18 protein-coding genes are annotated in these 20,760 nt (G+C 63.0%); all 18 read left to right on the top strand.

The features are described from left to right. The first annotated feature begins 66 nt into the window (after positions 1-66). The 18 genes from AC1DWZ_RS16475 (at position 67) to AC1DWZ_RS16390 (ending at position 20,600) form a co-directional block, all read left to right on the top strand. Positions 67-1,371 (top strand): efflux RND transporter periplasmic adaptor subunit, encoded by a 1,305-nt coding sequence (locus tag AC1DWZ_RS16475; RefSeq protein WP_477170006.1) that lies wholly within the window; start codon positions 67-69, stop codon positions 1,369-1,371. Between the two features lie 145 nt (positions 1,372-1,516). Beyond that, complete coding sequence (locus AC1DWZ_RS16470) at positions 1,517-3,511, top strand: MacB family efflux pump subunit (RefSeq protein ID WP_477170087.1); 1,995 nt, start codon at positions 1,517-1,519, stop codon at positions 3,509-3,511. Positions 3,512-3,548: 37 nt separating this feature from the next. Beyond that, positions 3,549-5,018 (top strand): efflux transporter outer membrane subunit, encoded by a 1,470-nt coding sequence (locus AC1DWZ_RS16465; protein ID WP_477170005.1) that lies wholly within the window; start codon positions 3,549-3,551, stop codon positions 5,016-5,018. A 137-nt stretch (positions 5,019-5,155) separates the two neighbouring features. Then, positions 5,156-5,665 (top strand): RNA polymerase sigma factor, encoded by a 510-nt coding sequence (locus AC1DWZ_RS16460; RefSeq protein ID WP_477170086.1) that lies wholly within the window; start codon positions 5,156-5,158, stop codon positions 5,663-5,665. Positions 5,666-5,772: 107 nt separating this feature from the next. Next, the gene (locus AC1DWZ_RS16455; protein WP_477170004.1) at positions 5,773-6,735 is read left to right on the top strand and encodes a DUF4880 domain-containing protein; all 963 of its coding nucleotides are present in this window, start codon (positions 5,773-5,775) and stop codon (positions 6,733-6,735) included. A 167-nt stretch (positions 6,736-6,902) separates the two neighbouring features. Further along, entirely contained in the window at positions 6,903-9,464 is a 2,562-nt protein-coding gene (locus tag AC1DWZ_RS16450) for a TonB-dependent siderophore receptor (RefSeq protein WP_477170003.1), read from the top strand. Between the two features lie 77 nt (positions 9,465-9,541). Then, positions 9,542-10,222, top strand: a complete 681-nt coding sequence (locus tag AC1DWZ_RS16445; RefSeq protein WP_477170002.1) for a Fe2+-dependent dioxygenase — start codon at positions 9,542-9,544, stop codon at positions 10,220-10,222. Positions 10,223-10,237: 15 nt separating this feature from the next. Continuing rightward, positions 10,238-11,461 carry a PepSY-associated TM helix domain-containing protein gene (locus AC1DWZ_RS16440; RefSeq protein ID WP_477170001.1) on the top strand — a complete coding sequence of 408 codons (1,224 nt, stop codon included), beginning with the start codon at positions 10,238-10,240 and terminating at the stop codon, positions 11,459-11,461. Positions 11,462-11,626: 165 nt separating this feature from the next. Beyond that, complete coding sequence (exbB, locus tag AC1DWZ_RS16435) at positions 11,627-12,607, top strand: tonB-system energizer ExbB (protein WP_477170000.1); 981 nt, start codon at positions 11,627-11,629, stop codon at positions 12,605-12,607. Positions 12,608-12,617: 10 nt separating this feature from the next. Continuing rightward, on the top strand, positions 12,618-13,082 hold the full coding sequence (exbD, locus tag AC1DWZ_RS16430; protein ID WP_477169999.1) for a TonB system transport protein ExbD: 465 nt from the start codon (positions 12,618-12,620) through the stop codon (positions 13,080-13,082). Positions 13,083-13,087: 5 nt separating this feature from the next. Next, complete coding sequence (locus AC1DWZ_RS16425; protein ID WP_477169998.1) at positions 13,088-13,921, top strand: energy transducer TonB; 834 nt, start codon at positions 13,088-13,090, stop codon at positions 13,919-13,921. A gap of 82 nt (positions 13,922-14,003) precedes the next feature. Next, positions 14,004-14,696, top strand: coding sequence for a gamma-glutamylcyclotransferase (locus AC1DWZ_RS16420; RefSeq protein WP_477169997.1), 693 nt, complete (start codon positions 14,004-14,006; stop codon positions 14,694-14,696). 234 nt (positions 14,697-14,930) lie between these two features. Beyond that, a complete protein-coding gene (locus tag AC1DWZ_RS16415; protein WP_477169996.1) occupies positions 14,931-16,070 on the top strand; it encodes a C45 family autoproteolytic acyltransferase/hydolase in 1,140 nt (379 codons plus the stop codon). 3 nt (positions 16,071-16,073) lie between these two features. Then, on the top strand, positions 16,074-16,457 hold the full coding sequence (locus AC1DWZ_RS16410) for a winged helix-turn-helix domain-containing protein (protein WP_477169995.1): 384 nt from the start codon (positions 16,074-16,076) through the stop codon (positions 16,455-16,457). A gap of 84 nt (positions 16,458-16,541) precedes the next feature. Further along, positions 16,542-17,981, top strand: a complete 1,440-nt coding sequence (gene pabB / locus AC1DWZ_RS16405) for an aminodeoxychorismate synthase component I (RefSeq protein ID WP_477169994.1) — start codon at positions 16,542-16,544, stop codon at positions 17,979-17,981. Beyond that, complete coding sequence (locus tag AC1DWZ_RS16400; RefSeq protein ID WP_477169993.1) at positions 17,978-18,793, top strand: aminotransferase class IV; 816 nt, start codon at positions 17,978-17,980, stop codon at positions 18,791-18,793. The genes pabB and AC1DWZ_RS16400 overlap by 4 nt, the downstream gene beginning before the upstream one ends. A gap of 132 nt (positions 18,794-18,925) precedes the next feature. Continuing rightward, positions 18,926-19,189, top strand: a complete 264-nt coding sequence (locus AC1DWZ_RS16395) for a DUF2061 domain-containing protein (RefSeq protein WP_477169992.1) — start codon at positions 18,926-18,928, stop codon at positions 19,187-19,189. A 37-nt stretch (positions 19,190-19,226) separates the two neighbouring features. Next, a complete protein-coding gene (locus tag AC1DWZ_RS16390) occupies positions 19,227-20,600 on the top strand; it encodes an FAD-binding oxidoreductase (RefSeq protein WP_477169991.1) in 1,374 nt (457 codons plus the stop codon). The last annotated feature ends 160 nt before the right edge of the window (positions 20,601-20,760 follow it).

Below are 20,760 nucleotides of genomic sequence, written 5' to 3'. Positions count from 1 at the left end.
CAGCCATTTCTGTCATGCGATCAATGGTTTGACCACGCTCAACACCTTTCCCGGTGCCGACAGATCATGACCATCGCCCCCGATTCCCGCCACATCCGCACCGGCGCACCGCTTGATAGTAGCGCCCAGACCGAACAATTCCTGGCTGAACCCATCCTGGAGGCCGCCACCCCCTTCGGCATGCCGCGCACATCCGCGCCCAAGCGCCGCCGGCGCGCGAAATGGCCGTGGATCGTTTTGCTGCTGGTCATTGTCGCGGCTGGTGCCGGGACCTATTGGCAGCTCAGTCGCGAGAAGGAAGCTGCCGGCAGCCAATATGTTTTGGGCGATGTGTCGCTGGGCGATGTCGAGGATACCGTCTCGGCCGTCGGCGAAATCCAGCCGCGCGACTATGTCGATGTCGGCGCCCAGGTCTCCGGCCAGATCGTGAATTTGCCGGTCAATGTCGGCGACGAGGTGCAGAAGGGTGCGCTGCTGGCTGAGCTCGATGCATCGGTCTTGAAATCGCAGGTGGCCGCCAACCAGGCACAGCTTCTCAATCTGCGCGCCCAGCTCGATGAGAAGGTGGCGCAGATGCAGCTCGCGACCCAGCAATTCAAGCGCGAATCCGGGTTGATGCAGGCGGACGCCACCAGCCAGGACGCGCTGGATACGGCTGATGCCAACCTCCGCGCCGCCAAGGCACAGATTGCCTCGATCAAGGCGCAGATCCAGCAGACGCAATCGGAACTGCAAGGCGATGAAGCCAATCTCGGCTACACCCGCATCTTTGCACCGATGTCCGGCACGGTCGTCAGTCTCGATGCGCGCCTTGGCCAGACCCTCAATGCCAATCAATCCGCACCGATCCTGATGCGTATCGCCGATCTCAACACCATGACGGTGGAAGCGCAGGTCTCGGAAGCCGACATTTCGCGCCTCGAGCTCGGGATGACGGCGACCTTCACCACGCTGGGTCAGCCGGATCGCCATTGGAGCGGTGTCCTCAATCAGATCCTGCCGACACCGGAAGAGGTGAACAGCGTCATTCTCTACGACGCCCTCTTCGATGTGGCGAACCAGGACCAGAAACTGATGACGCAGATGAGCGCCCAGGTGACCTTCGTCGTGGCCTCGGCGAAGAACGTTATCGCGGTACCTACCGCGGCACTGCGGCCGGGCAAGAGTCCGGACGCCTATCAGGTCCTGCTTGCCAAGAAGGATGGCAGCTTCGCGCCCCATGACGTGAAGATCGGCGTCAAGAACCGCAATGTGGCGCAGGTGCTGGATGGCCTGCAGCCGGGCGACCAGGTCGTGATCGGCCAGCGCAGCGCAACCAGTGCTGCCAGCGCGCCAGGCGGCAACCGCAGCGCGCTCAGGGGTTTCCCGTGAGCAATCGCCAGTCGGACTCATCCAGTTTAGCTCGTCATCCCCGGGCGAAGACCCGGGGATCCACTGCGGCAGTTGAGGGCGTGGATGCTCGGCCATTCTGGGTTCACAAGAGTTGGCCCGGGCAAGACGCGTGAAAAGTTTGACTATGAATCTCGCCACCAAACCCAACGACATCGCGCACCATCTGACCACATCGCCGCTGATCGACCTCAGCGATGTGCGCAAGACCTATGTGACGGGCGGCGACCTGGCGGTCGAGGTACTGCACGGTGTCTCGCTCACCATCCATCAGGGCGAATTTGTCGCCATCATGGGCACGTCGGGTTCCGGCAAGTCGACCTTGATGAACATCCTTGGCTGTCTCGACAAGCCGACATCGGGAACTTACCTGTTCGCCGGCCGCAACACCGCCGAGCTCGACCGGGATGAACTTGCCGAGCTGCGCCGCGACGCGTTCGGCTTCGTGTTCCAGAGCTACAATCTCATCGGCACGGCGACGGCGCTGGAGAATGTCGAAATCCCCGGCATCTATGCCGGCATCAAGCTGCATGACCGCCATGACCGCGCCGAAATGCTGCTGGAGGGCCTCGGCCTTGCCGAACGCCTGGATCACCGGCCGAGCCAGCTCTCCGGCGGCCAGCAGCAGCGCGTCTCGATCGCCCGCGCGCTGATGAACGGCGGCCGCATCATCCTCGCCGATGAACCCACCGGCGCGCTCGACAGCCGCTCCGGCGCCGACGTCATGGCCCTGCTGCGGCAATTGGCCGATGCCGGCCACACCATTATCCTGGTGACCCATGACAAAGATGTGGCCGGCCATGCCGACCGGCTGATCGAAATCGCCGATGGAATCATCTCGGCCGACAGCGGCACGCGGCATCTTTCGCCCAATACCCTGCCGGTCGATGCCTTTGCCGTGCCCCGTGCCGCGCGGATCGGATTCCTGGGCGATTCTTACGAGGCGGCGAAGATGGCGCTGCGTGCCCTTCATCGCAATCTGCTGCGCACCATCCTCACCTTGCTCGGTATCGTCATCGGTGTTGGGTCGGTCGTTGCTATGATGGCGGTAGGCCAGGGCGCCAGCGCCGATGTGATGGCACGTATCAATGCCATGGGATCCAATCAGCTGGTCATCCGGCCAGGGATGCCCAACCAGCGCGGCCCCTCCGCGGGTGGCATCACCTCGCTGGTCGCAGGCGACGCCGATGCCATCGAGAAGCTTGCCAATGTGCGCGCGGCTGTCCCGGAGATAAACGGCAGTGTGACGCTACGCTTTGGCAATGCCGACTATCAGACGCAGGTCACCGGCACCACCGACGGGTTGCCGATCATCCGCGATTGGGCGATCGCCCAGGGGTCGTTCTTCACCGACGACGATCTCACGGGCATCGCCACCGTTGCGGTCCTCGGCCAGACCGTGGTCAAGAACCTGTTCCCGGTCGGCGTCGATCCGGTCGGGCAGATGGTCATCATCAGCAACGTGCCCTTCCGGGTGATCGGCGTGATGGGGCCTAAGGGTGCCGCGGCCTTCGGCCAGGATATGGATGACAGCGTGTTCGTGCCCCTGAGTACCGCGAGTTTGCGCCTGTTTGGCCTTAAGAATCTGCGCGCCATTACCGTGTCGGTCGCCGACCAGACGCTGATGGACGATACGCAGGACAAGATCACCGCCTTGCTGATCGAGCGGCACCATCTCGAGGATTTCCAGATCCGCAACATGGCGGCGATCATGGAAGCGGCATCGGAAACCAGCAACACCATGACCATCCTGTTGGGCTCGATCGCCGCCATCTCCCTCGTCGTCGGTGGCATCGGTGTCATGAACATCATGCTGGTGAGTGTCACCGAGCGCACGCGCGAGATCGGCATCCGCATGGCGACCGGTGCCCGGACCCGCAACATCCTGCAGCAATTCCTGGTCGAGGCCGTGATCGTCTCGGCCCTGGGCGGGCTCATCGGTGTGGCTGGCGGTATAGGTGCTGCCCTGATCATCCAGGCGATCGGCATGAGCATCCAATTTTCCGTGCCGGTCATCCTGGCGGCTTTTGGCTGCGCGGCAGGTGTTGGTCTCATCTTCGGCATGGCGCCCGCCATCAAGGCCGCGCACATGAATCCTGTGACGGCCCTGTCGAGTGAATAGCTGTCGTGTGAATGACAGCCGAGTGAATGAAGACATCATGACCAGACGCCTTTTTAGCCCCGTTCTTCTTTCCGCCACCCTGTTGCTGTCGGGCTGCGATCTCTTTGCCGATCCGACGCAGCCGGACATCAAGGCGCCGGCCGCCTGGGTGGCGCCGGTGCCGAGCGGGGCCAAGATCTGGCCGGAAGCCGATTGGTGGCGCCGCTTCGGCAGCGACGAGCTGGACGGGCTCATCGTCGCTGCGCGCGAGAACAATCTCGATATCGGCGCCGCTGCGGCACGGATCGAACAGGCTGAGGCGCAGATGCGCTCGACCAGTTCCGCCTTGTGGCCACAGCTCAATCTGGGTTTCGATGCGTCGCGTACCGGCCCGCTCGACAAGGATGCGGCGGCGAAGGAAAACAGTTCGGGCAGTTCGGGCAGCAATAGCGGCTTCAGCAGCAGCGGTTCCAGCAGCAGCTCTGCCGATGATCGCAATTCCTTCGGCCTGCAGCTTTCAGCATCTTATGAGGTGGATTTCTGGGGCAAGAACCGCGCCAACCGGTCGGCGGCGCTGGAGGCACTGCGTGCCAGTGTCTATGACCAGCAGACCGTGGCGCTCACGGCCACTACGGGTGTTGCCACCACCTATCTACAGATCCTTTCCCTACGCGACCAGATCGCCATTGCCGACAACAACCTTGCCAATGCCCGAGATGTGCTGCGCGTGGTGACTGCCAAAGCCAATCTCGGCGCCGTCTCGCCGGCCGATCTTGCACAACAGACCGGTGTGGTGGCGGCACAGGAAGCGGTGCTGGCGCCGCTCGAGCAGCAGGAACGCGAGAGCATCAACGCCCTTGCCTTGCTGCTGGGGCGCAATCCGGAAGACCTCAAGATCGAGGGCCGCAGCCTGGACAAGCTGCAGGTGCCGCCGATCACCAGCGGCCTGCCGTCGGAACTTCTGCAGCGCCGGCCGGACATCGCGCAAGCCGAAGCTAATCTGGCAGCCGCGGACGCCAACGTCGTGGCAGCGCGTGCTGCCATGTTCCCCAGCATCGACCTCTCCGGGGCGCTCAGCCTGGAAACCGCCGTGCTCTCCACCATGTTCGGCCCGGCGGGCGCTGCCTACAGCATCGCCGGCAGCATCATGCAGCCGATCTTCGATGGCGGAAAACTCGCGGCCGACAAGGATGTCGCCGAGGCACAGCGCAAGGAGCTGGTCTATACCTATCGCAGCACGATCCTCACTGCCTTCTCGGATGTCGAGAATGCGCTGGGTGCAGTGCATGCGCTGGCCGAGCAGTATCGTCTGCAGCAGGTGCAGGTCGACCAGGCCGACAAGGCGTTCCGCATCGTGAGTGCCCGCTACAAAAGCGGCAGCGACGACCTCATCACGCTCCTTGATGCCCAGCGCACCCTGTTCGATGCCGAAGATGCCCTCAGCCAGCTGAAGCTGCAGCAGCTCCAGGCCATCGTCACCCTCTATAAGGCGCTCGGTGGTGGCTGGCAGGACAGGGCGCCCTCGTGATTTTCGGAGGGTACTCCGGGAACGTGTTGGGCTGCATGCGGGCGTCAAAATCACACATGAAAGGTTAGTTGCGACTAATTCTCATTATCGATAGATTGCCGGGCCTCACCAGATCGTTGGGAAGTCCGACCGCGGCGATGATCGATTTCGATGCTCTTTTTCGTAGCTGCGGCAGGGATTTACGCCTTTTCCTGATGCGCCGGGTGACGAGTCCGGAGACGGCGGCGGACCTGGCGCAGGAAGCCTTCTTCCGGCTGATGCGCGGCGACCAACTGGCCGATCCGCGCGACGCCAGGGCCTATCTCTTCCGCACGGCGGCCAATCTTGCCATCGATCATCGCCGCAACAGCCGCCGTCAGCAGACCAGCACGGGGGAAGAGGCGGCGATTGCCGATTTCCCGGATCCGCAGCCGTCAGCCGAGCGCACGACCTTGTCGCGCGAGGAGCTTCGCGTGCTGGAACAGGCGATCGCCAGCCTGCCGCCGCGGGGTCGCGAGATCTTCCTGCTGCACAAGGTCGATCATCTGAGCTACGCCGAGATTGCGACACGCCTTGGCATCGCCAAGAACACGGTCATCGTCCATATGGTGCGGGCGCTGGCACATTGCCGCCGCGCCATCGAGCTGCACCGGACCGACAGCAGCTGATCATGTGGCGGCTGCATAATTCGACACAAAAAATAAGTGTGACCGAGGTAATCAAATCACGCTCCCATTCGTCTTATAGGGACATGGGACGGTTTCTGAAGGCTGACATGGCACGCGCCGAGAGCAACGGCATCGCACTGGGAAGATCGGGATCGGCTGCCGATGAGGCTGCCGTCTGGTTCGTGCGCCTGCGCGACACCGGATTGTCCGAGGCCGAGCGCAACGCCTTTGCTGCCTGGCTGGCGCGATGCCCGACCCATGCCGCCGCGATGGCGGAAATGGCCGATATCTGGGCCGGCCTCGATGCCTTGCCGGATCTGCGCCACACCCAGCCCCAGCCCTTGCTACCGGCGCAAGCTGGTTTTCATCTGACGCGCCGGCATCTGCTGGCGGGCCTCGGCCTGTCGGCCGTGGCTGCTGCGGGCTGGGGAATCTGGCGGCCGCAAGGGATCGCAGCACCACTGGGTGCACCCCTTCATGCCGAGTTTGCGGCCAATGCGGCACTGGATCTCGACAGTCTTTCCAGTCTCGACCTCGATCCCAGCGAGCCACATCCCAGCGCCGTTCTGCGCCACGGCCAGGTATTCGTGACAGCGACGCGGCCGCCCGGGCAATTCATCAGCTTGCAGGTGCCGTTCGGTCATGTCCGGGCGGAAGAGGCCGTCTTCAATCTCAAACTCGAGCGCCGCCGCGCCTTGCTCTCGGTCCAATCCGGCCGTGTGGCGGTTGATCGACGGCGGGGCGGGGTGCTGGAGATCGGGCCGCTCACGGAACTGGCCTTCGGGCCGGAGACGGTGGACGCGCCGCGCCAGGTCGCCCCCTATCGCATCGCTCCCTGGCTGGAAGGGCGGCTCATCTTCGACCGGACCCTGCTGGTTGATGCGATCGACGACCTCAACCGCTATCGTCCGGGCCGGATCCTGATCGGCGATCCCAGGCTGGGCGACCTGCTGGTGACCGGCACCTTTGCGAGCGATCGCAGCGATGCGGCGCTGGATGCCATCCTGGCGGCCTTCTCGTTGAAATCACTGAATTTTGGCGACGCGTTGACGGTGCTTTTCGCCGCCTGACCAACGCCCATCAGAAAAATCTTAACAATCTTTGTAATGGTCCGCCGCGCCTCCATCGTCCTAGGGGCGGGATGCAAATGCGAATAACTCGCATTTTCTAGGATCAGCCGGTATAGACCGGCGCATGATGGGGCTGACTGACAATGCAGACGGGTGGATGGGCGCGCGTGCGCGGGGCTGCGCATGAGCGGACGCGGGGTCGTAACTTCAATCTCAATCTGGCGCTGATGCTGGGGGGAACCGCCCTGGCGAGCGCTGCCGGTGCTGGCCACGCGCAGGCCGAGGACGCCACCACCGGGACCGACTGGCAGCGGCGTCTCGGTGAAATTTCGGCCGGCGATGCGCTGCGCATGCAGACCTTCGTGACGCAGGTGGCGCAAGCCGACGGCACGATCGCGTTCAATATTCCGGCACAGCCGTTGGGTGAGGCTTTGATCGCCTTCTCGAAAGCGACCGGCATGTCGGTCATCGCGGATTCAACCTTGCTCGAAGGCCTCAACTCGGCCCCGGTGGTGGGAACGATGGCGCCCGATCAGGCGCTCCAGGCACTGCTCGCCAATACCGGCATCGGCTTTCGTCCCACCTCCGACAATGCCGTGACACTGCAAAAGGTCGCGGCCAATGGCGAGGGAGGTGGCCAGGAGCTGGCGCCGCTCAGCGTTGAGGACAGCGCCGAAACGGCGCCGCCGCTCAGCGATGGCTACCAGGCACTACGCAGTGGCACCACCAAGAACACCCAGCCCTTGCTGGATACGCCCAAGACCGTTGTGGTGGTGACCGAAAAGCAGATGGAAGATCGCGGCGTTACTGATTTGAAGCAGGCCCTGCGCACGGTCCCCGGCGTCACCATGAACCAGGGCGAAGGTGGCACGCGCGGCACCAATTTCCGCATCCGTGGCTTCGACGGCAATCGCAGCGACAATTATGTCGACGGCATCCGCGATGCGACGGTCGGCAGCTTCAAGGACACTTTCAACTACGAACAGATCGAGGTGAACAAGGGTCCGTCGTCCGCCGTGGGCGGCCGCGGTTCGGCCTCGGGCTCGATCAACTCGGTCACCAAGACGCCGAAAGCAAACTCGTTCTACAATCTCGATGGCACGCTGGGCACCGATAACACCAAGCGCGTCACCCTCGACGTCAACCAGGCGATCCCGGAAGACTATGTCGGCCTTGCCGGTACGGCTTTCCGGCTCAACGGCCTATGGCATGATTCCGATGTCGCCGGTCGCGACGTGACGGAAAGCGAACGCTGGGGCATCGCCCCCTCGCTTGCCATCGGTCTGGGCGAGCCCCTCACGACGACGGTCACCTATCTGCACGCTGAATCCGACAATATCCCGGATTACGGCCTGCCGACCTATCACAATGAGGTGCCGGACGTCGACAAGAGCAATTTCTATCACCAGAAAAATGTTGCGCAGGAAAATACCAATGTCGATGTCGTCGGTCTCAAGCTCCAGTACGAAGCGACGGACTGGCTGACCCTCACCAACCAGAGCCGCGCGCAATGGAGTGAAGTTTTCAGCATCGCCGGCCATGTGCGTACCGACATCGCCGCGGCCACATATCCGGAGGTCAACGTCAACCACGGCGCCCGTACCTATGAGGACGAATATTACAACAACCAGACCATGGCCAATCTCGATTTTTCGACCGGGCCATTGGATCATGAAGCGCTTGTCGGTTTCGATATCAGCCGCGAAAATCGCTATGTCCAGAACTACCGGCTCCGCTTTCAGGATAAGAACGGCAATTGGTACAACGCCGTTCCGAACGTCGACATCTTCGATCCCGATAATGATTTCATCGAGGACTATGCGATCTCGGCGACGACGCATACGAAATACACCGGCGATACCAAGGCCGTCTATGGCTACGACACAGTGAGCTTCCTCGACGATATGATCGAGGTGAATGGCGGGCTGCGCTACGAATGGTTCAATGCGGTTTCGACCAACGCTGCCGGCGACAAGTTCCGCAACAAGGACGAATATTTAAGCTGGCAGGCGGGCCTGGTGTTCAAGCCGGTCGAATATGGCAGCATCTATTTCGGCTATGGCAAGTCTTTCACGCCGCAGGCCGCCGATCTTTCCGTCTCGACGACGATCCCGGAAGACCAGGCCAAGGCGCTGGAGACGACGACCTATGAAGTCGGCACCAAATGGAATCTGCTCGACGAGAAGCTGTCGCTGACGGCGGCAATCTTCCAGACTGACAAGGACGGGCAGCTTGTCGATCAAAACAATGACCCGCTGAACCCGGACTATGTGGTGACCGGCAAGCAGCGCGTGCGCGGCATCGAACTTGGCGTATCGGGCGAGATCGCCGAGGGCTGGGAAGTGGCCGCCGGCTACGCCTACATGAAGGGCAAGATCGTCGAAGCGGCAAGCGCCAATGATGCGGCGGTATTCCGCAACATGCCGGAACATGCCCTGTCGCTGTGGACCAGCTACGATCTCCCTTGGTGGAACCGGGATGTCACGGTCGGTGCCGGTGCCACCTATATGGGCACGCGCAAATATCTGTTTGGGGCAGCCGATGAAAAGAACATCGACAGCTACTGGGTATTCGACCTCATGGGGCAATACCGCCTGACAGAGAACATCGAGTTTCAATTCAATCTCTACAATTTGACGGACCAATTCTACGTCGACCAGGTCGGCGGCGGATTCGTGACACCAGGACCCGGTCGCTCGGCCCTGTTTACGACCAGCTTGAAGTTCTGAGCGACGCAACATTGAAGGACAGCATAACCCCGGCCGCGGCAGCGGCCGGGGTTATGCCGATTTGAGGGACTGATCAGATGCTGCTACGGATTCCTGGCGTGCTGACGCCAGACCAGGTCGCCTATTGCCGGAAAATTCTCGCCGAGGCCGATTGGATCGATGGCCGCGCCACCGCCGGCCCTGAATCCGCCAAAGTGAAGAAGAACGCGCAACTGCCGGAAGAAAGTCCGGCTGCTCTGACCCTGGGCGACCTCATCCTCACGGCCTTGGAGAGCAATCCGTTGTTCGTTTCGGCGGCCCTGCCGTCACGCGTCTTCCCGCCGCTCTTCAACCGCTATGGCGCGGGCGATGGTTTCGGCGCTCATGTCGACAACGCGATCCGCCAGGGGCTCCAGCCGGAGACGCGCATTCGCACCGATCTCTCCTGCACCTTGTTCCTCAGTGCGCCCGATGAATATGAGGGTGGCGAGCTCGCCATCGAGGACTCGTACGGCAGCAACCATATCAAGCTGCCTGCAGGTGACATGGTGCTCTATCCCTCGACCAGCCTCCACGCGGTAATGCCGATCGCGCGGGGCGTTCGCATCGCCTCATTTTTCTGGCTGCAAAGCATGGTGCGCGACGACAGTCAGCGGACGCTGCTGTTCAACCTCGATCGTGCCATCCAGCAGGTGAGCGCCGACATGCCGGCCCATGCCTCGGTGGTGCCGCTCACCGGCGTCTATCACAACCTTCTCCGCCGCTGGGCGGACCTCTAAGAAGAGCCCGCTGCCATGAAACGCCCAACGTTCTTGAAAATGACCTTTCGCCAATTGCTGCAGGAAATTCATCTGTGGCTGGCGCTCATCCTGTTCCTGCCCTTGGTGCTTCTCGGCCTCACCGGCAGCGTGCTGGTCTATCACGACGATCTCCCCGCCTGGTTCGGCGCCGAGGGGCCGCGCTACGATCTTGTCGCCGGTGAGGCAGCGCCGATTGCCGAGCTCATTGCCGCCGCCACCGCCGCGGTTGGCGACAAAATCAAAGCCACCGCCATCACCTGGCCCCCGGAAGATGGGCAGCCCGCCACCATCCGCTTTGCACGCGCCAATCCGGGGGGCGGCGCAGCGCCCGCCGGGCCGGCGGGGATGATGGGTGGTGGCAGCGTCAAGATCGATCCGGTCTCGCTGGCTGTCCTCGATGTGCAGAAGGGCATGAACAAGCCCGGTGGACCATTGGGCGGGTTCTTCGGCATCGCGCATCAGCTGCATGGGTCGCTGATGATTCCAGGCTTCGGCCGCGACATCGTCGGCTGGCTGGGTGTCGTGATGTTGTTCCTTGGCATCAGCGGTCTTATCATGTGGTGGCCGCGGCCGGGACAATGGCGCCAGCAACTGACCATCAAGCGCAACGCCACGACGCTGCGTCTCAACCGCGACCTTCACAACACGTTCGGTTTCTGGCTGCTCGCTGTCTTTGTGATCGTCAGCTTCAGCGGCCTCTACATCGTCTATCCGCAACCGATCAATGCCATCGTCGGGCTGATGACGCCGGTGCGGGATTTGCGCCCCAATGCCGTGACCGTGCAGCCTGTGGCGGGAGTGGCACCCATCGATATCACAGCCGCCGTTGCACTTGCCGATGCCGCGGTTCCGCCCGATCTCAGCCTGCAAAGCGCCTTCCTGCCGCAGCGGCCGGACCAGCCCTACCGGCTGAGCTACGGCCGCACCGGCCAGGACAGCACGATGTTCAACACCACCGTGTTCGTCGATCCCTGGAAAGCCGCAATCGTCGATGTGCGTGATCCGGCTGCCTTTAATGCCGGTGATACCTTCGCCCTCTATCAGCGGCCGCTTCATTACGGCTTCGGCTGGGGGCCGGTGTGGAAATTCCTGGTGTTCGTCTCCGGCCTGTTGCCGCTGCTCTTCTCCATCACCGGCCTCACCATGTGGTGGATGAAACGCCAGCGCCGGAAGCGGGCGGAGCAGGCCAAGCGTCTGGTCCGGCAGGTGGCCGAGTGAGCCAGGGAATGGGCGCGGGAATAGGAGCAAGCGGCAGGCTCTTTGCCGTTACAATCGATATTGCAATTCATTCTCATTCCTATCATAACCCTAGGTAAATCTGCCGCTGTCCGGGCTGTTGCCGTGCGACTTGCCGCTAACTGATTGACCTAATTGGATAGAAAAATGCCTGAGCGCCTCGTTGAAACGCTGATGTCCCACGCCTTGACCTTGAGGAGGGTGTCCGCCGGCCTCATCGCCCTCCTGCTGGTGAGCCTGCCGCTCGGACCAGGATTGGCACAGGAGGTGGTGCCGGCACCGGCTGCCACGGATACGGTACCGGCGGCACCCGCGGCAGGCAGCGCGCCTGCAACAACTGAAGCGCCGGCAGCCCTTGGCCCCGATGGCCAGCCCGTCGCGGCGGCGGATGAGGTTGTGCTGGGTCCCGATGGTTTGCCTTTGCCGCCGGATGCCGCCGTGCTGCCCCACGATCTGTCGCCCTGGGGCATGTTCATGCAGGCGGATTGGATCGTGAAATCGGTCATGCTGGGCCTGGCCTTCGCCTCGATCGTCACTTGGACCGTGTGGCTGGTGACCAGCATCGAATTGATGGGTGCCAAGCGCCAGGCGCGGCTTGCCCGCCAGACGCTGGCCGCGGTGCCGTCGTTGGCCGACGGGGTGAGTGCGGCGCAGCTGAAGGATGGCCCGGCCCGCGACCTCATTGCCGCTGCCGTCCATGAATTGGAGATCTCCGTCGGCCTGCCGGCGGAAGGCATCAAGGAACGTGTCGCCTCGCGCCTGGAGCGGATCGAGGCTGCTGCCTCGCGCTATGTCACGCGGGGCACGGGTATTCTTGCCACCATCGGCTCGACGGCACCCTTCGTCGGCCTGTTCGGGACCGTCTGGGGCATCATGAACGCCTTCATCGGCATCTCGAAGGCGCAGACCACCAATCTTGCCGTGGTGGCGCCGGGCATTGCTGAAGCCTTGCTGGCAACCGCCATCGGCCTGGTTGCCGCCATTCCGGCCGTGGTGATCTACAACAAATTCGCGCGCTCGATTTCGGGCTACCGAGCACTTCTCGCCGACATCTCGGCTGAGATCCTGCGCCTGACCAGCCGCGACCTCGATCGTCGCCGCGGTCAGTTCCGCGAAGCGGCGGAATAGGGCGGCAGCGATGGCAGTCCGGCTCAATCATGGCAGCGATGACGATCTTGCCGAGAACCATGACATCAACGTCACACCCTTCATCGACGTCATCCTGGTTCTGCTGATCATCTTCATGGTGGCGGCACCCCTCTCGACCGTCGATGTCGCGGTCGACCTGCCGGCCTCGACCGCAACGCCGGCACCGCGCCCGGACAAGCCGCTGTTCCTGACCGTCGATGCGCAGCTCGGCATCAGCCTGGGCAACAACAAGGTGCCGCGCGAGACATTCGGCCCGGCACTTGAGGCCCAGACCAAGGGTGACAAGGAAACCCGCATCTTCCTGCGCGCCGACGAGACGGTCGAGTATGGCGAGATCATGACCGTCATGAACATGCTGCGCGAAGTGGGTTACCTGAAGATCGCGCTGGTCGGCCTCGAACTGCCGCCGGCCACGGATGCGCCGGTGACGCCGCCACCAGCGCCAGCACCCTAAAAATCATGCGGCCTCTGTTCCAAAGCTCATTGGATCGCCGCAGCAAGGCTGCCGGCCGCTGGACGGCCGCTGGCGTGCTGATGATGGGCCTCCATGTCGGTGGCGGTGCTGCCGGCTATGTCTATTGGGGGCAGCGGCCCAACGAGATCATTTTGCCGCCACCGACCGTGATCGCCTTTGAACTTGCGCCCGTGCCGGTGGCGCCGCCACCGCCGCAGCGGATCGAGGAGATTCCGGAAATCGAACCCGTGGTCGAACCGCCGCCTCCCATCAGCGAGCTCGACCTTATCCCGCCTGCACCGCCCGAGGTGAAGGTGGCCGTGGCCGCTCCGGAAAAACCGAAACCGGTGAAGAAAAAGAAGAAGAAGGTGCCGGAGAAGAAAAAGAAGCCGATCGAGAAGAAGCCGGAAACCGACCTGCCGCCGAACGATTTCAAGAACACGCAGGAAGCACCGTCGCCCACAAAGGTGGAAACGCCGCCACAACCGGCTCAGACCGCAGCGCCCGTGGCTGCCGGCCCGACACCGGCTGATCTTGCGCGCGTTGCCAATGCCAAGAACATGTGGCTGCTGGCCTTCGAGAAGCACATCAAGAAATACCGGAAATACCCGAAGGCCGCGAAGCGCAAGAACCAGGTGGGAACGCCCAACGTCACCTTCGTGATCGATCGCCAGGGCAATCTCGTCGGAGCCCGCGTCAGCCGCGGCTCCGGCGTCGAGACGCTGGATGAAGAAGCCGTCGCCATGTTCCAGCGCGCCACCCCCTTGCCGCCGGTCCCGGCCGAAATGGAAGGCGCCACCCTGCAATTCACCATGCCGATCGTGTTCAACCTGAAGTAGGTTGCCGCCAGCGGCCCAGTTGTGCATCACATGTCCGGCAAATAGGATATGCCGCGGCGACGATACATTCCTGGGACGATCGATGAAGCAGATGATGCTGACGGCCGAGCTGGTGGCGCGCTGCGAGCGGCCGGTGCCGGACCCTGGGCGACTGGCTGGCCGCATCTATCTCAGCGACGAGGATTATCTGGCCGCGGCGCAGAATTATGCCGCGCAAAAGGACGATGGGCCGTTCTGGATCTTTGCTTATGGCTCGCTCATCTGGAATCCCGGCTTCAATTATGTCGAGCATCTGCGCGGCACGGCCCATGGCTGGCACCGGCAATTCTCCATGCAGCTCACCAGCTGGCGCGGGACGCCGGAACAGCCCGGCCTGATGCTGGCGCTGGAGCATGGCGGGTCGTGCGACGGTATCCTGTTCCGCCTGCCGGAAGAGAAGGTCGTCGATGAATTGCTGACCCTGCTGCTGCGCGAAGTGGATCGCCCCGGCGATCTCAATTACATCCGCTGGGTCACCGTGCGGACGAATGGGATCAAGCGCCGGGCGCTGGTCTTCTGGGCGCACCCCAAGGGCTTCCACATGCCGGAGCCGCCTACGACGGAACTCGCCGCCCAGATGCTGGCCCGCGCCTGCGGCCATATGGGATCGTGCGCCAGCTATCTCTACAACACGGTGGCCAAGCTCAGCGAATACGGCATCTACGACCGCAACCTGTGGCATCTGCAGGAACTGGTGGCGCAGGAGATCATGGGGATGGGGGTAGCAAACAAGTGAGCTTACTTTCTCCCTCTTCCTTTAGGGGGAGGGCCGCCGACGAGGGTCGGCATTCGCCTCCGGGGTGGGGGCTGCGCTCAGTTTCGATATTGGATAGCCATCACCCATGCCCCCACCTAACCTCCCCCTAAAGGGAGACGAACTGCACCGAGGCTGGATTTCTGCTTCTCATTGTCACGACATGCGCCATTGGCTAAGACTCACCCCAGATCACGCTACCCGGAGCACCCAGTGATGTCCGCCCCCAACCCGCAGCCTTTTCCCTTCGTCGCCGTCAGCGGCACGCCTTATGAGCGGGGGGTCCAGTATGGCAAGGCGGTGCCGGCGCGGGTGAAGCGGTCGATCGAGCTTTACGGGGGCACGCTGGAGGAGCTTGGCTTCGAGGGCGCGGAGAAGTCGCACCTCATCGGTGAGTTCGCCGGACATATCGCTGCTTTCGGTGCGCATTATCTGGAGGAGATGCGCGGCATTGCGGAAGGCGCCGGGGTCAGCCTCGACGATATCGTGCTCATCAATGCCCGGACCGAGATCGTCTCCCAGGCGCGGCGCCTGAAGAACAAGCCGGAGGCAGAGGATGATACGGTTGATGGCTGTACCGGCGCCATCATCCTGCCCGAGCGCAGCAGCACCGGCCGCGTGATCCATGGACAGAATTGGGATTGGCGGGCGGAATGCGCCGACACCGCCATCGTACTGCGCGTGAGCCGCAACGATGGACCGGATTTCATCACCTTCGTTGAAGCCGGCGGTCTGGCCCGCTGCGGCATGAACGATGCCGGCATTGCGATCACGGCCAATTACCTGGAATCCGAACGCGACTACCGGCAGACCGGCGTGCCGCTGGTGCTCATCCGCCGGAAGGTGCTGGAGCAGCGCCATTTCGCCATGGCCGTGCGCGCGGTGGCGGCAACGCCCAAGACCTGCTCCAACAATATGATGCTGAGCACGGCGGAAGGATTTGCCATCGACTTCGAATGCGCGCCTGACGAAGCATTTCCGATCTATCCGCAGGACGGCATGCTGGTGCATGCCAATCACTGGGTGAGCCCGGTGGCGCTCGCCAAGCTGAAGGATGTGGGGCTGCTCGGCGACAGTTTCTACCGCGATTGGCGGGTGCAGAAATTGCTGGGAACAGGCAAAGTTTCACCCGACGATTTGAAGTGCGCCTTCTTCGACGATTTCGCGGCCCCCTTTGCCGTGTGCCGGCCGGTCCTGCCCAACTCCGCCGGCGATCTTTCCGCGACCGTCGCCATGATCATCATGGATGCAACCGCCGGCACCATGGACGTGGTGCCGCTGCCGGCGCATTGCCGCGACTTCACGCGCTACAGCTTGACGGACGCGCCGGTCCTGCTGGCACGCGCGGCGGAATAGCAGATGGGCAAGCCGACGCGATCCAGAACATCACAGACCGGGCCGCGCCTCAGGGTGGTGATCGAGCCCGACGTTGCCATCGGCCCCGGCAAGGCGGACCTCCTCGAAGCGATCCGCGACACCGGGTCGATTTCCGCTGCCGGCCGCAAGCTCGGCATGAGCTATCGCCGCGCCTGGCTGCTGGTCGATGAGCTCAACCAGCATCTCGGCGCCCCTGTGGTCGCCGCCGTGACCGGCGGCGCCAAGGGGGGTGGGGCGGCATTGACGCGCACTGGGGAAGAGGTGCTGACCCGCTATCGGGCCATGGAAGCTGCCTGCCGCACGGCGATTGCCGCGGATGTGCAGGCCTTGCGCGCCCTTATCAAGCGCAACCAGCGCCAGAAATAGCTGCATTTTGGCTGGTCGAAAACACATAAGTCCTTGACGCTTCCCGGTTTTAACCAGCGGCGGCGGCGTGGTAAGTTCCAGCCCATGACAATGCTGCCGCTCATTCATGCCTTGCCGGACACTGCGCTGGATCCGCTGCGCTGGGCTGCTGCCCTGCGGCCGGCGGGCGGTCTCGCCTTTTTCGACAGCGCGCTGCCCCATGAAACACTCGGCCGCTATTCCTTCATCATGGCGGACCCGTTCCACAGGCTCAGCGCCGACAATGACCATGTGACGCTGGACGGCAATGTCACGCGCGGCGATCCGTTCGAGACCCTGTCGCGGATGATGGCGCGCTATCAAATGCCGAGCCTGCCCGACCTGCCGCCGTTCCAGGGGGGTGTCGCTGGGTCCTTCGGCTATGGCCTGCGCCATCATCTGGAGCGCGTGCCGCGTCACCGGCGGGACGACCAAGATATCCCCGATCTTCTGCTCGGCGCCTATGATCTGGTGGTGGCGCTGGATCATGTCGCCAAGCGCGGCTGGTTGATATCGAGCGGCTTCCCGGCCAATGATGATATGCGGCCAGCACGCGCCCGCGCCCGCATCGATTGGGCGCTCGATCTTTTTGCCCACACGGTGCAGCCGGCCAGCGGTTCTTCCTGGGCGATCGCCGCGCGGCCGGAGCTGAGCGGCGCCGATTACAAGCGCATGGTCCGCCGCACCATCGACTATATCGAAGCCGGCGATATCTATCAGGCCAACATCACCCAGCGTTTCCGCGCCAAGCTCCATGCCGGCATCGACCGGTTCGAACTCTACCGCGCGCTACGCCGCCGCAATCCGGCGACCTTCGCGGCCTTCCTCGAATTTTCCGACGTGGCCCTGCTGTCATCCTCGCCGGAACGGTTTCTCTCCGTGCGCGATGGAGAGGTCGAGACGCGGCCGATCAAGGGCACGCGCCCGCGCGGCCGCACCACCGCCGAGGATGCAGCACTCGCTGCTGAACTGCGTGCGAGCGAGAAGGACCGCGCTGAGAATCTGATGATCGTCGATCTGCTGCGCAACGATCTCAGCCGCGTCTGCCGCATGGGGACCGTCAAGGTGCCGGTGCTGTGGGGGCTCGAATCCTACGCGACCGTGCATCATCTGGTCTCGGTGGTGACGGGCCAGATGCTGCCCGACAAGAATGCTGTCGACCTGTTGCGCGCGACGTTCCCGGGTGGATCGGTCACCGGCGCGCCGAAGATCCGTGCCATGGAAATCATCGCCGAACTGGAACCGACCTCGCGCGGGCCATATTGTGGCGCCATCGGCTATCTTGGCTTCGATGGCAGCATGGACAGCAACATCGTCATCCGGACCTATTGCGTGAAGGGCGACGATCTCAGCTTCCAGGTGGGCGGCGGTATCGTCGCCGACAGTGATCCGGGGCTGGAGCTGGATGAGAGTTTGACCAAGGCCAAGGCGCTCATTGAAACGCTGGCCTATGACGGCAGCGCCCGGACCGATGGCCTGGGCGACGTTGGAGGATCTGCCGCATGATCTGGATCAACGGCGCGCTGATGTCTCCCAGCGAGGCGCGCATCGATCCGCGGGATCGTGGCTTTACTCTGGGCGACGGGATCTTTGAAACGCTGGCGGCGGTCGATGGCCATGCGGTCAATCTGGCGGCCCATCTGGAACGGCTGGGCCGCGCCTCCACGCTCCTTGATCTGCCGCTGCCGGTCGAGGCAACGGAGGTGGCAACCGCGATGGCGGCGTTGCTGGCGGCCAACGATCTTACCCAAGGGCGTGCTGCCTTGCGCCTGACCCTGTCGCGCGGTGTGGGATCGCGCGGCCTGCTGCTGCCGCTTGATCCCAAGCCCACCCTGGTGATCACGGCGAGCGCGCACCCACCGGTGCCGCAATCGCTCGATGCCGCCCTGGTGCCGATCCGGCGCAATGAAGGCTCGCCCTTGAGCCGCATCAAATCGCTCAACTATCTCGACAACGTGCTGGCCCAGCAGCAGGCGCAGGCGCTGGGCGCCCAGGAAGGGCTGATGCTCAACAATCAGGGCCATGTCGCCGGCTTCGCGCGCGGCAACCTGTTTGCCCTACTGGACGATCAATGGGTGACACCACCGCTGGCCGACGGCGTGCTGGACGGCATCGTGCGCCATGTTCTGCTGCTGAAGGGGGCGGAGGCCGGCTGCGAGATCGCGGAAAAAAGCCTCGAACGGGGTGATTTTGCGAGACTGCAGGGACTTTTCATCACCAATTCCCTGCTGGGCTGCGTGCCGATCCGACGCCTCGACGGTCAGGAGATCGCCACCGACCCGGATCTGGTCGCCAGGCTCGCCAAGCTGCTTCCCTGATCGATTTCTCCATTCGACATAAGGTCTATGATCGAGTTGATCGATTAGTTGGATCGAGAAAACTCACTTGAGTCCGGCCTGCAACGCTCCCATATTTGCTAATGAGAATTATTCGCAAGTAAGGAGCTTGTCATGAAGCGGGATCTGTTGAAAACGGGGTCGTTCGCCCTGCTGCATTTCAGCGTCGGCTTCGGTGTCGCCTACCTTATTTCCGGCTCTCTGCCGGTGGCCCTCGGCGTGGCGCTGATCGAGCCTGCGGTGAATACGGTGGTGTTCTTTTTCCATGAGCGCATTTGGGCGAAAGCGCCTGAGGATACGGCTGCGACCGCAGAGACGCCGCGTGTCGAAGACCATCATTCGTTTCGGCAGCTGAGATCTATGGCCCTGCAAGGCTGAGACGGGCTAACCTGCCGCCCTCATTTTGGGGGCAGTGATGGCGGATGTAATCGAGGTGTTGCGCGCGGCATTGGGCGAGGGTGCCGTTCTCACAGGCTATGATATCGGACCGCGCCATCGGTCCGATATGAGCATGACCGGCAAGCATCTCCCCAAAGCGCTCCTGCGGCCACGCAACACGGATGAGGTCGCGGCGGCGCTCAAGATCTGCAGCGATGTCGGCCAGTCGGTCGTACCACAAGGTGGGCTCACGGGCCTTGCAGGTGGCGCCAATGCCGGGCCTGACGATATCGCCCTTTCTCTCGACCTTCTCAACGGCATCGAGGAACTGGACGTCGAAGCGGCGACCTTGACCGTGCTCGCGGGCACGCCGCTTGAGCGGGCGCAGATGGCCGCAGCCGAGCAGGGTTTCCTGTTGCCTCTTGATCTTGGGAGCCGCGGCAGTGCACAGGTGGGTGGCAATCTCGCCACCAATGCCGGCGGTAACCGTGTCATCCGCTATGGCATGGCGCGGGCGCAGGTGCTGGGGCTGGAAGCGGTGCTGGCCGATGGGACCGTGCTCACCAGCCTCAACAAGATGCTCAAGAACAATGCCGGCTTCGATCTGAAGCAGCTGTTCATCGGCAGCGAGGGGACGCTGGGCGTCATCACGCGCGTCGTATTCCGCCTGAAGCCGGCACCGCGCTCGACCAGCACTGCCTTCTGCGCGCTCGGCAATTTCCAGTCTGTGCTTTCCCTGCTGCGCCGGGCTGAAATCGATCTCGGCGGTCCCTCGGCCTTTGAGGTGATGTGGCCGGATTTCTATCGCTTTGTGAGCGGACACCAGATGACCAAGTCGCAGCCGTTGGGGCTCGATCATCCTTTCTATGTGCTGATCGAGCATCAGGGATCGAACGCGGAGAACGATCCGGTGCGCTTCCAGTCTTTCCTCGAAGCAGCACTGGAAGAGGGCGCACTCGTCGACGCCGTCATTGCCCAGAACGAGAAGGAGGCGCAAGATTTCTGGCGCGTGCGCGAAGGCTATGCCCTCGACACCTTGCCGGACATCGTCAATTTCGACGTGAGCCTGGGCGTCGGGCGCATCGGCAACTTTGCGGAAGACTGCCGCGCGCGTCTTGCCGCGCGCTGGCCGAACGGGCAGTTCTATTTCTATGGCCATATCGGCGACAGCAATCTCCACATCACGACTTGCGTCGCCTATGCGGCGGGCGAGCGCACGCATGATGTCGATGAGATCGTCTATGCCTGCGTCCGCGACTTCGCCGGCTCGGTCTCGGCGGAGCACGGCATCGGCACCCTGAAGCGGGGCTATCTGTCGTATTCGCGATCGCCAGCGGAGATCGATGTCATGCGGCGATTGAAAGCAGCACTGGATCCCAGGGGGATATTGAATCCGGGCAAGGTGATTTGAGGCGAGGCGTCGGGGCCCAGTTCTCTAAGACTCATCACTCATGCCCCCACCCAACCCTCCCCCTAAAGGGAGAGGGCTCTAGAGCGAAGTCTGTTCGAACTAACTCGTTCCAGCTCCCTCTCCCTTTAGGGGGAGGGTCGGGGTGGGGCAGATCTCAGTC

Source organism: Dongia sp. P2_B8, from assembly GCF_056404715.1.
The sequence above is the reverse complement of the archived record's forward strand: the minus strand, read 5'-3'. Positions and strand labels throughout refer to the sequence as shown.

What these genes read in the sequence shown, in the direction of transcription:
- AC1DWZ_RS16415 (WP_477169996.1), top strand. Translation starts at nt 14,931, where the DNA reads ATGTCCGCCCCCAACCCGCAGCCTTTTCCCTTCGTCGCCGTCAGCGGC.
- AC1DWZ_RS16470 (WP_477170087.1), top strand. Translation starts at nt 1,517, where the DNA reads ATGAATCTCGCCACCAAACCCAACGACATCGCGCACCATCTGACCACA.
- AC1DWZ_RS16465 (WP_477170005.1), top strand. Translation starts at nt 3,549, where the DNA reads ATGACCAGACGCCTTTTTAGCCCCGTTCTTCTTTCCGCCACCCTGTTG.
- exbD (WP_477169999.1), top strand. Translation starts at nt 12,618, where the DNA reads ATGGCAGTCCGGCTCAATCATGGCAGCGATGACGATCTTGCCGAGAAC.
- exbB (WP_477170000.1), top strand. Translation starts at nt 11,627, where the DNA reads ATGCCTGAGCGCCTCGTTGAAACGCTGATGTCCCACGCCTTGACCTTG.
- AC1DWZ_RS16440 (WP_477170001.1), top strand. Translation starts at nt 10,238, where the DNA reads ATGAAACGCCCAACGTTCTTGAAAATGACCTTTCGCCAATTGCTGCAG.
- AC1DWZ_RS16420 (WP_477169997.1), top strand. Translation starts at nt 14,004, where the DNA reads ATGAAGCAGATGATGCTGACGGCCGAGCTGGTGGCGCGCTGCGAGCGG.
- AC1DWZ_RS16475 (WP_477170006.1), top strand. Translation starts at nt 67, where the DNA reads ATGACCATCGCCCCCGATTCCCGCCACATCCGCACCGGCGCACCGCTT.
- AC1DWZ_RS16455 (WP_477170004.1), top strand. Translation starts at nt 5,773, where the DNA reads ATGGCACGCGCCGAGAGCAACGGCATCGCACTGGGAAGATCGGGATCG.
- AC1DWZ_RS16460 (WP_477170086.1), top strand. Translation starts at nt 5,156, where the DNA reads ATGATCGATTTCGATGCTCTTTTTCGTAGCTGCGGCAGGGATTTACGC.
- pabB (WP_477169994.1), top strand. Translation starts at nt 16,542, where the DNA reads ATGACAATGCTGCCGCTCATTCATGCCTTGCCGGACACTGCGCTGGAT.
- AC1DWZ_RS16390 (WP_477169991.1), top strand. Translation starts at nt 19,227, where the DNA reads ATGGCGGATGTAATCGAGGTGTTGCGCGCGGCATTGGGCGAGGGTGCC.
- AC1DWZ_RS16395 (WP_477169992.1), top strand. Translation starts at nt 18,926, where the DNA reads ATGAAGCGGGATCTGTTGAAAACGGGGTCGTTCGCCCTGCTGCATTTC.
- AC1DWZ_RS16425 (WP_477169998.1), top strand. Translation starts at nt 13,088, where the DNA reads ATGCGGCCTCTGTTCCAAAGCTCATTGGATCGCCGCAGCAAGGCTGCC.
- AC1DWZ_RS16400 (WP_477169993.1), top strand. Translation starts at nt 17,978, where the DNA reads ATGATCTGGATCAACGGCGCGCTGATGTCTCCCAGCGAGGCGCGCATC.
- AC1DWZ_RS16445 (WP_477170002.1), top strand. Translation starts at nt 9,542, where the DNA reads ATGCTGCTACGGATTCCTGGCGTGCTGACGCCAGACCAGGTCGCCTAT.
- AC1DWZ_RS16410 (WP_477169995.1), top strand. Translation starts at nt 16,074, where the DNA reads ATGGGCAAGCCGACGCGATCCAGAACATCACAGACCGGGCCGCGCCTC.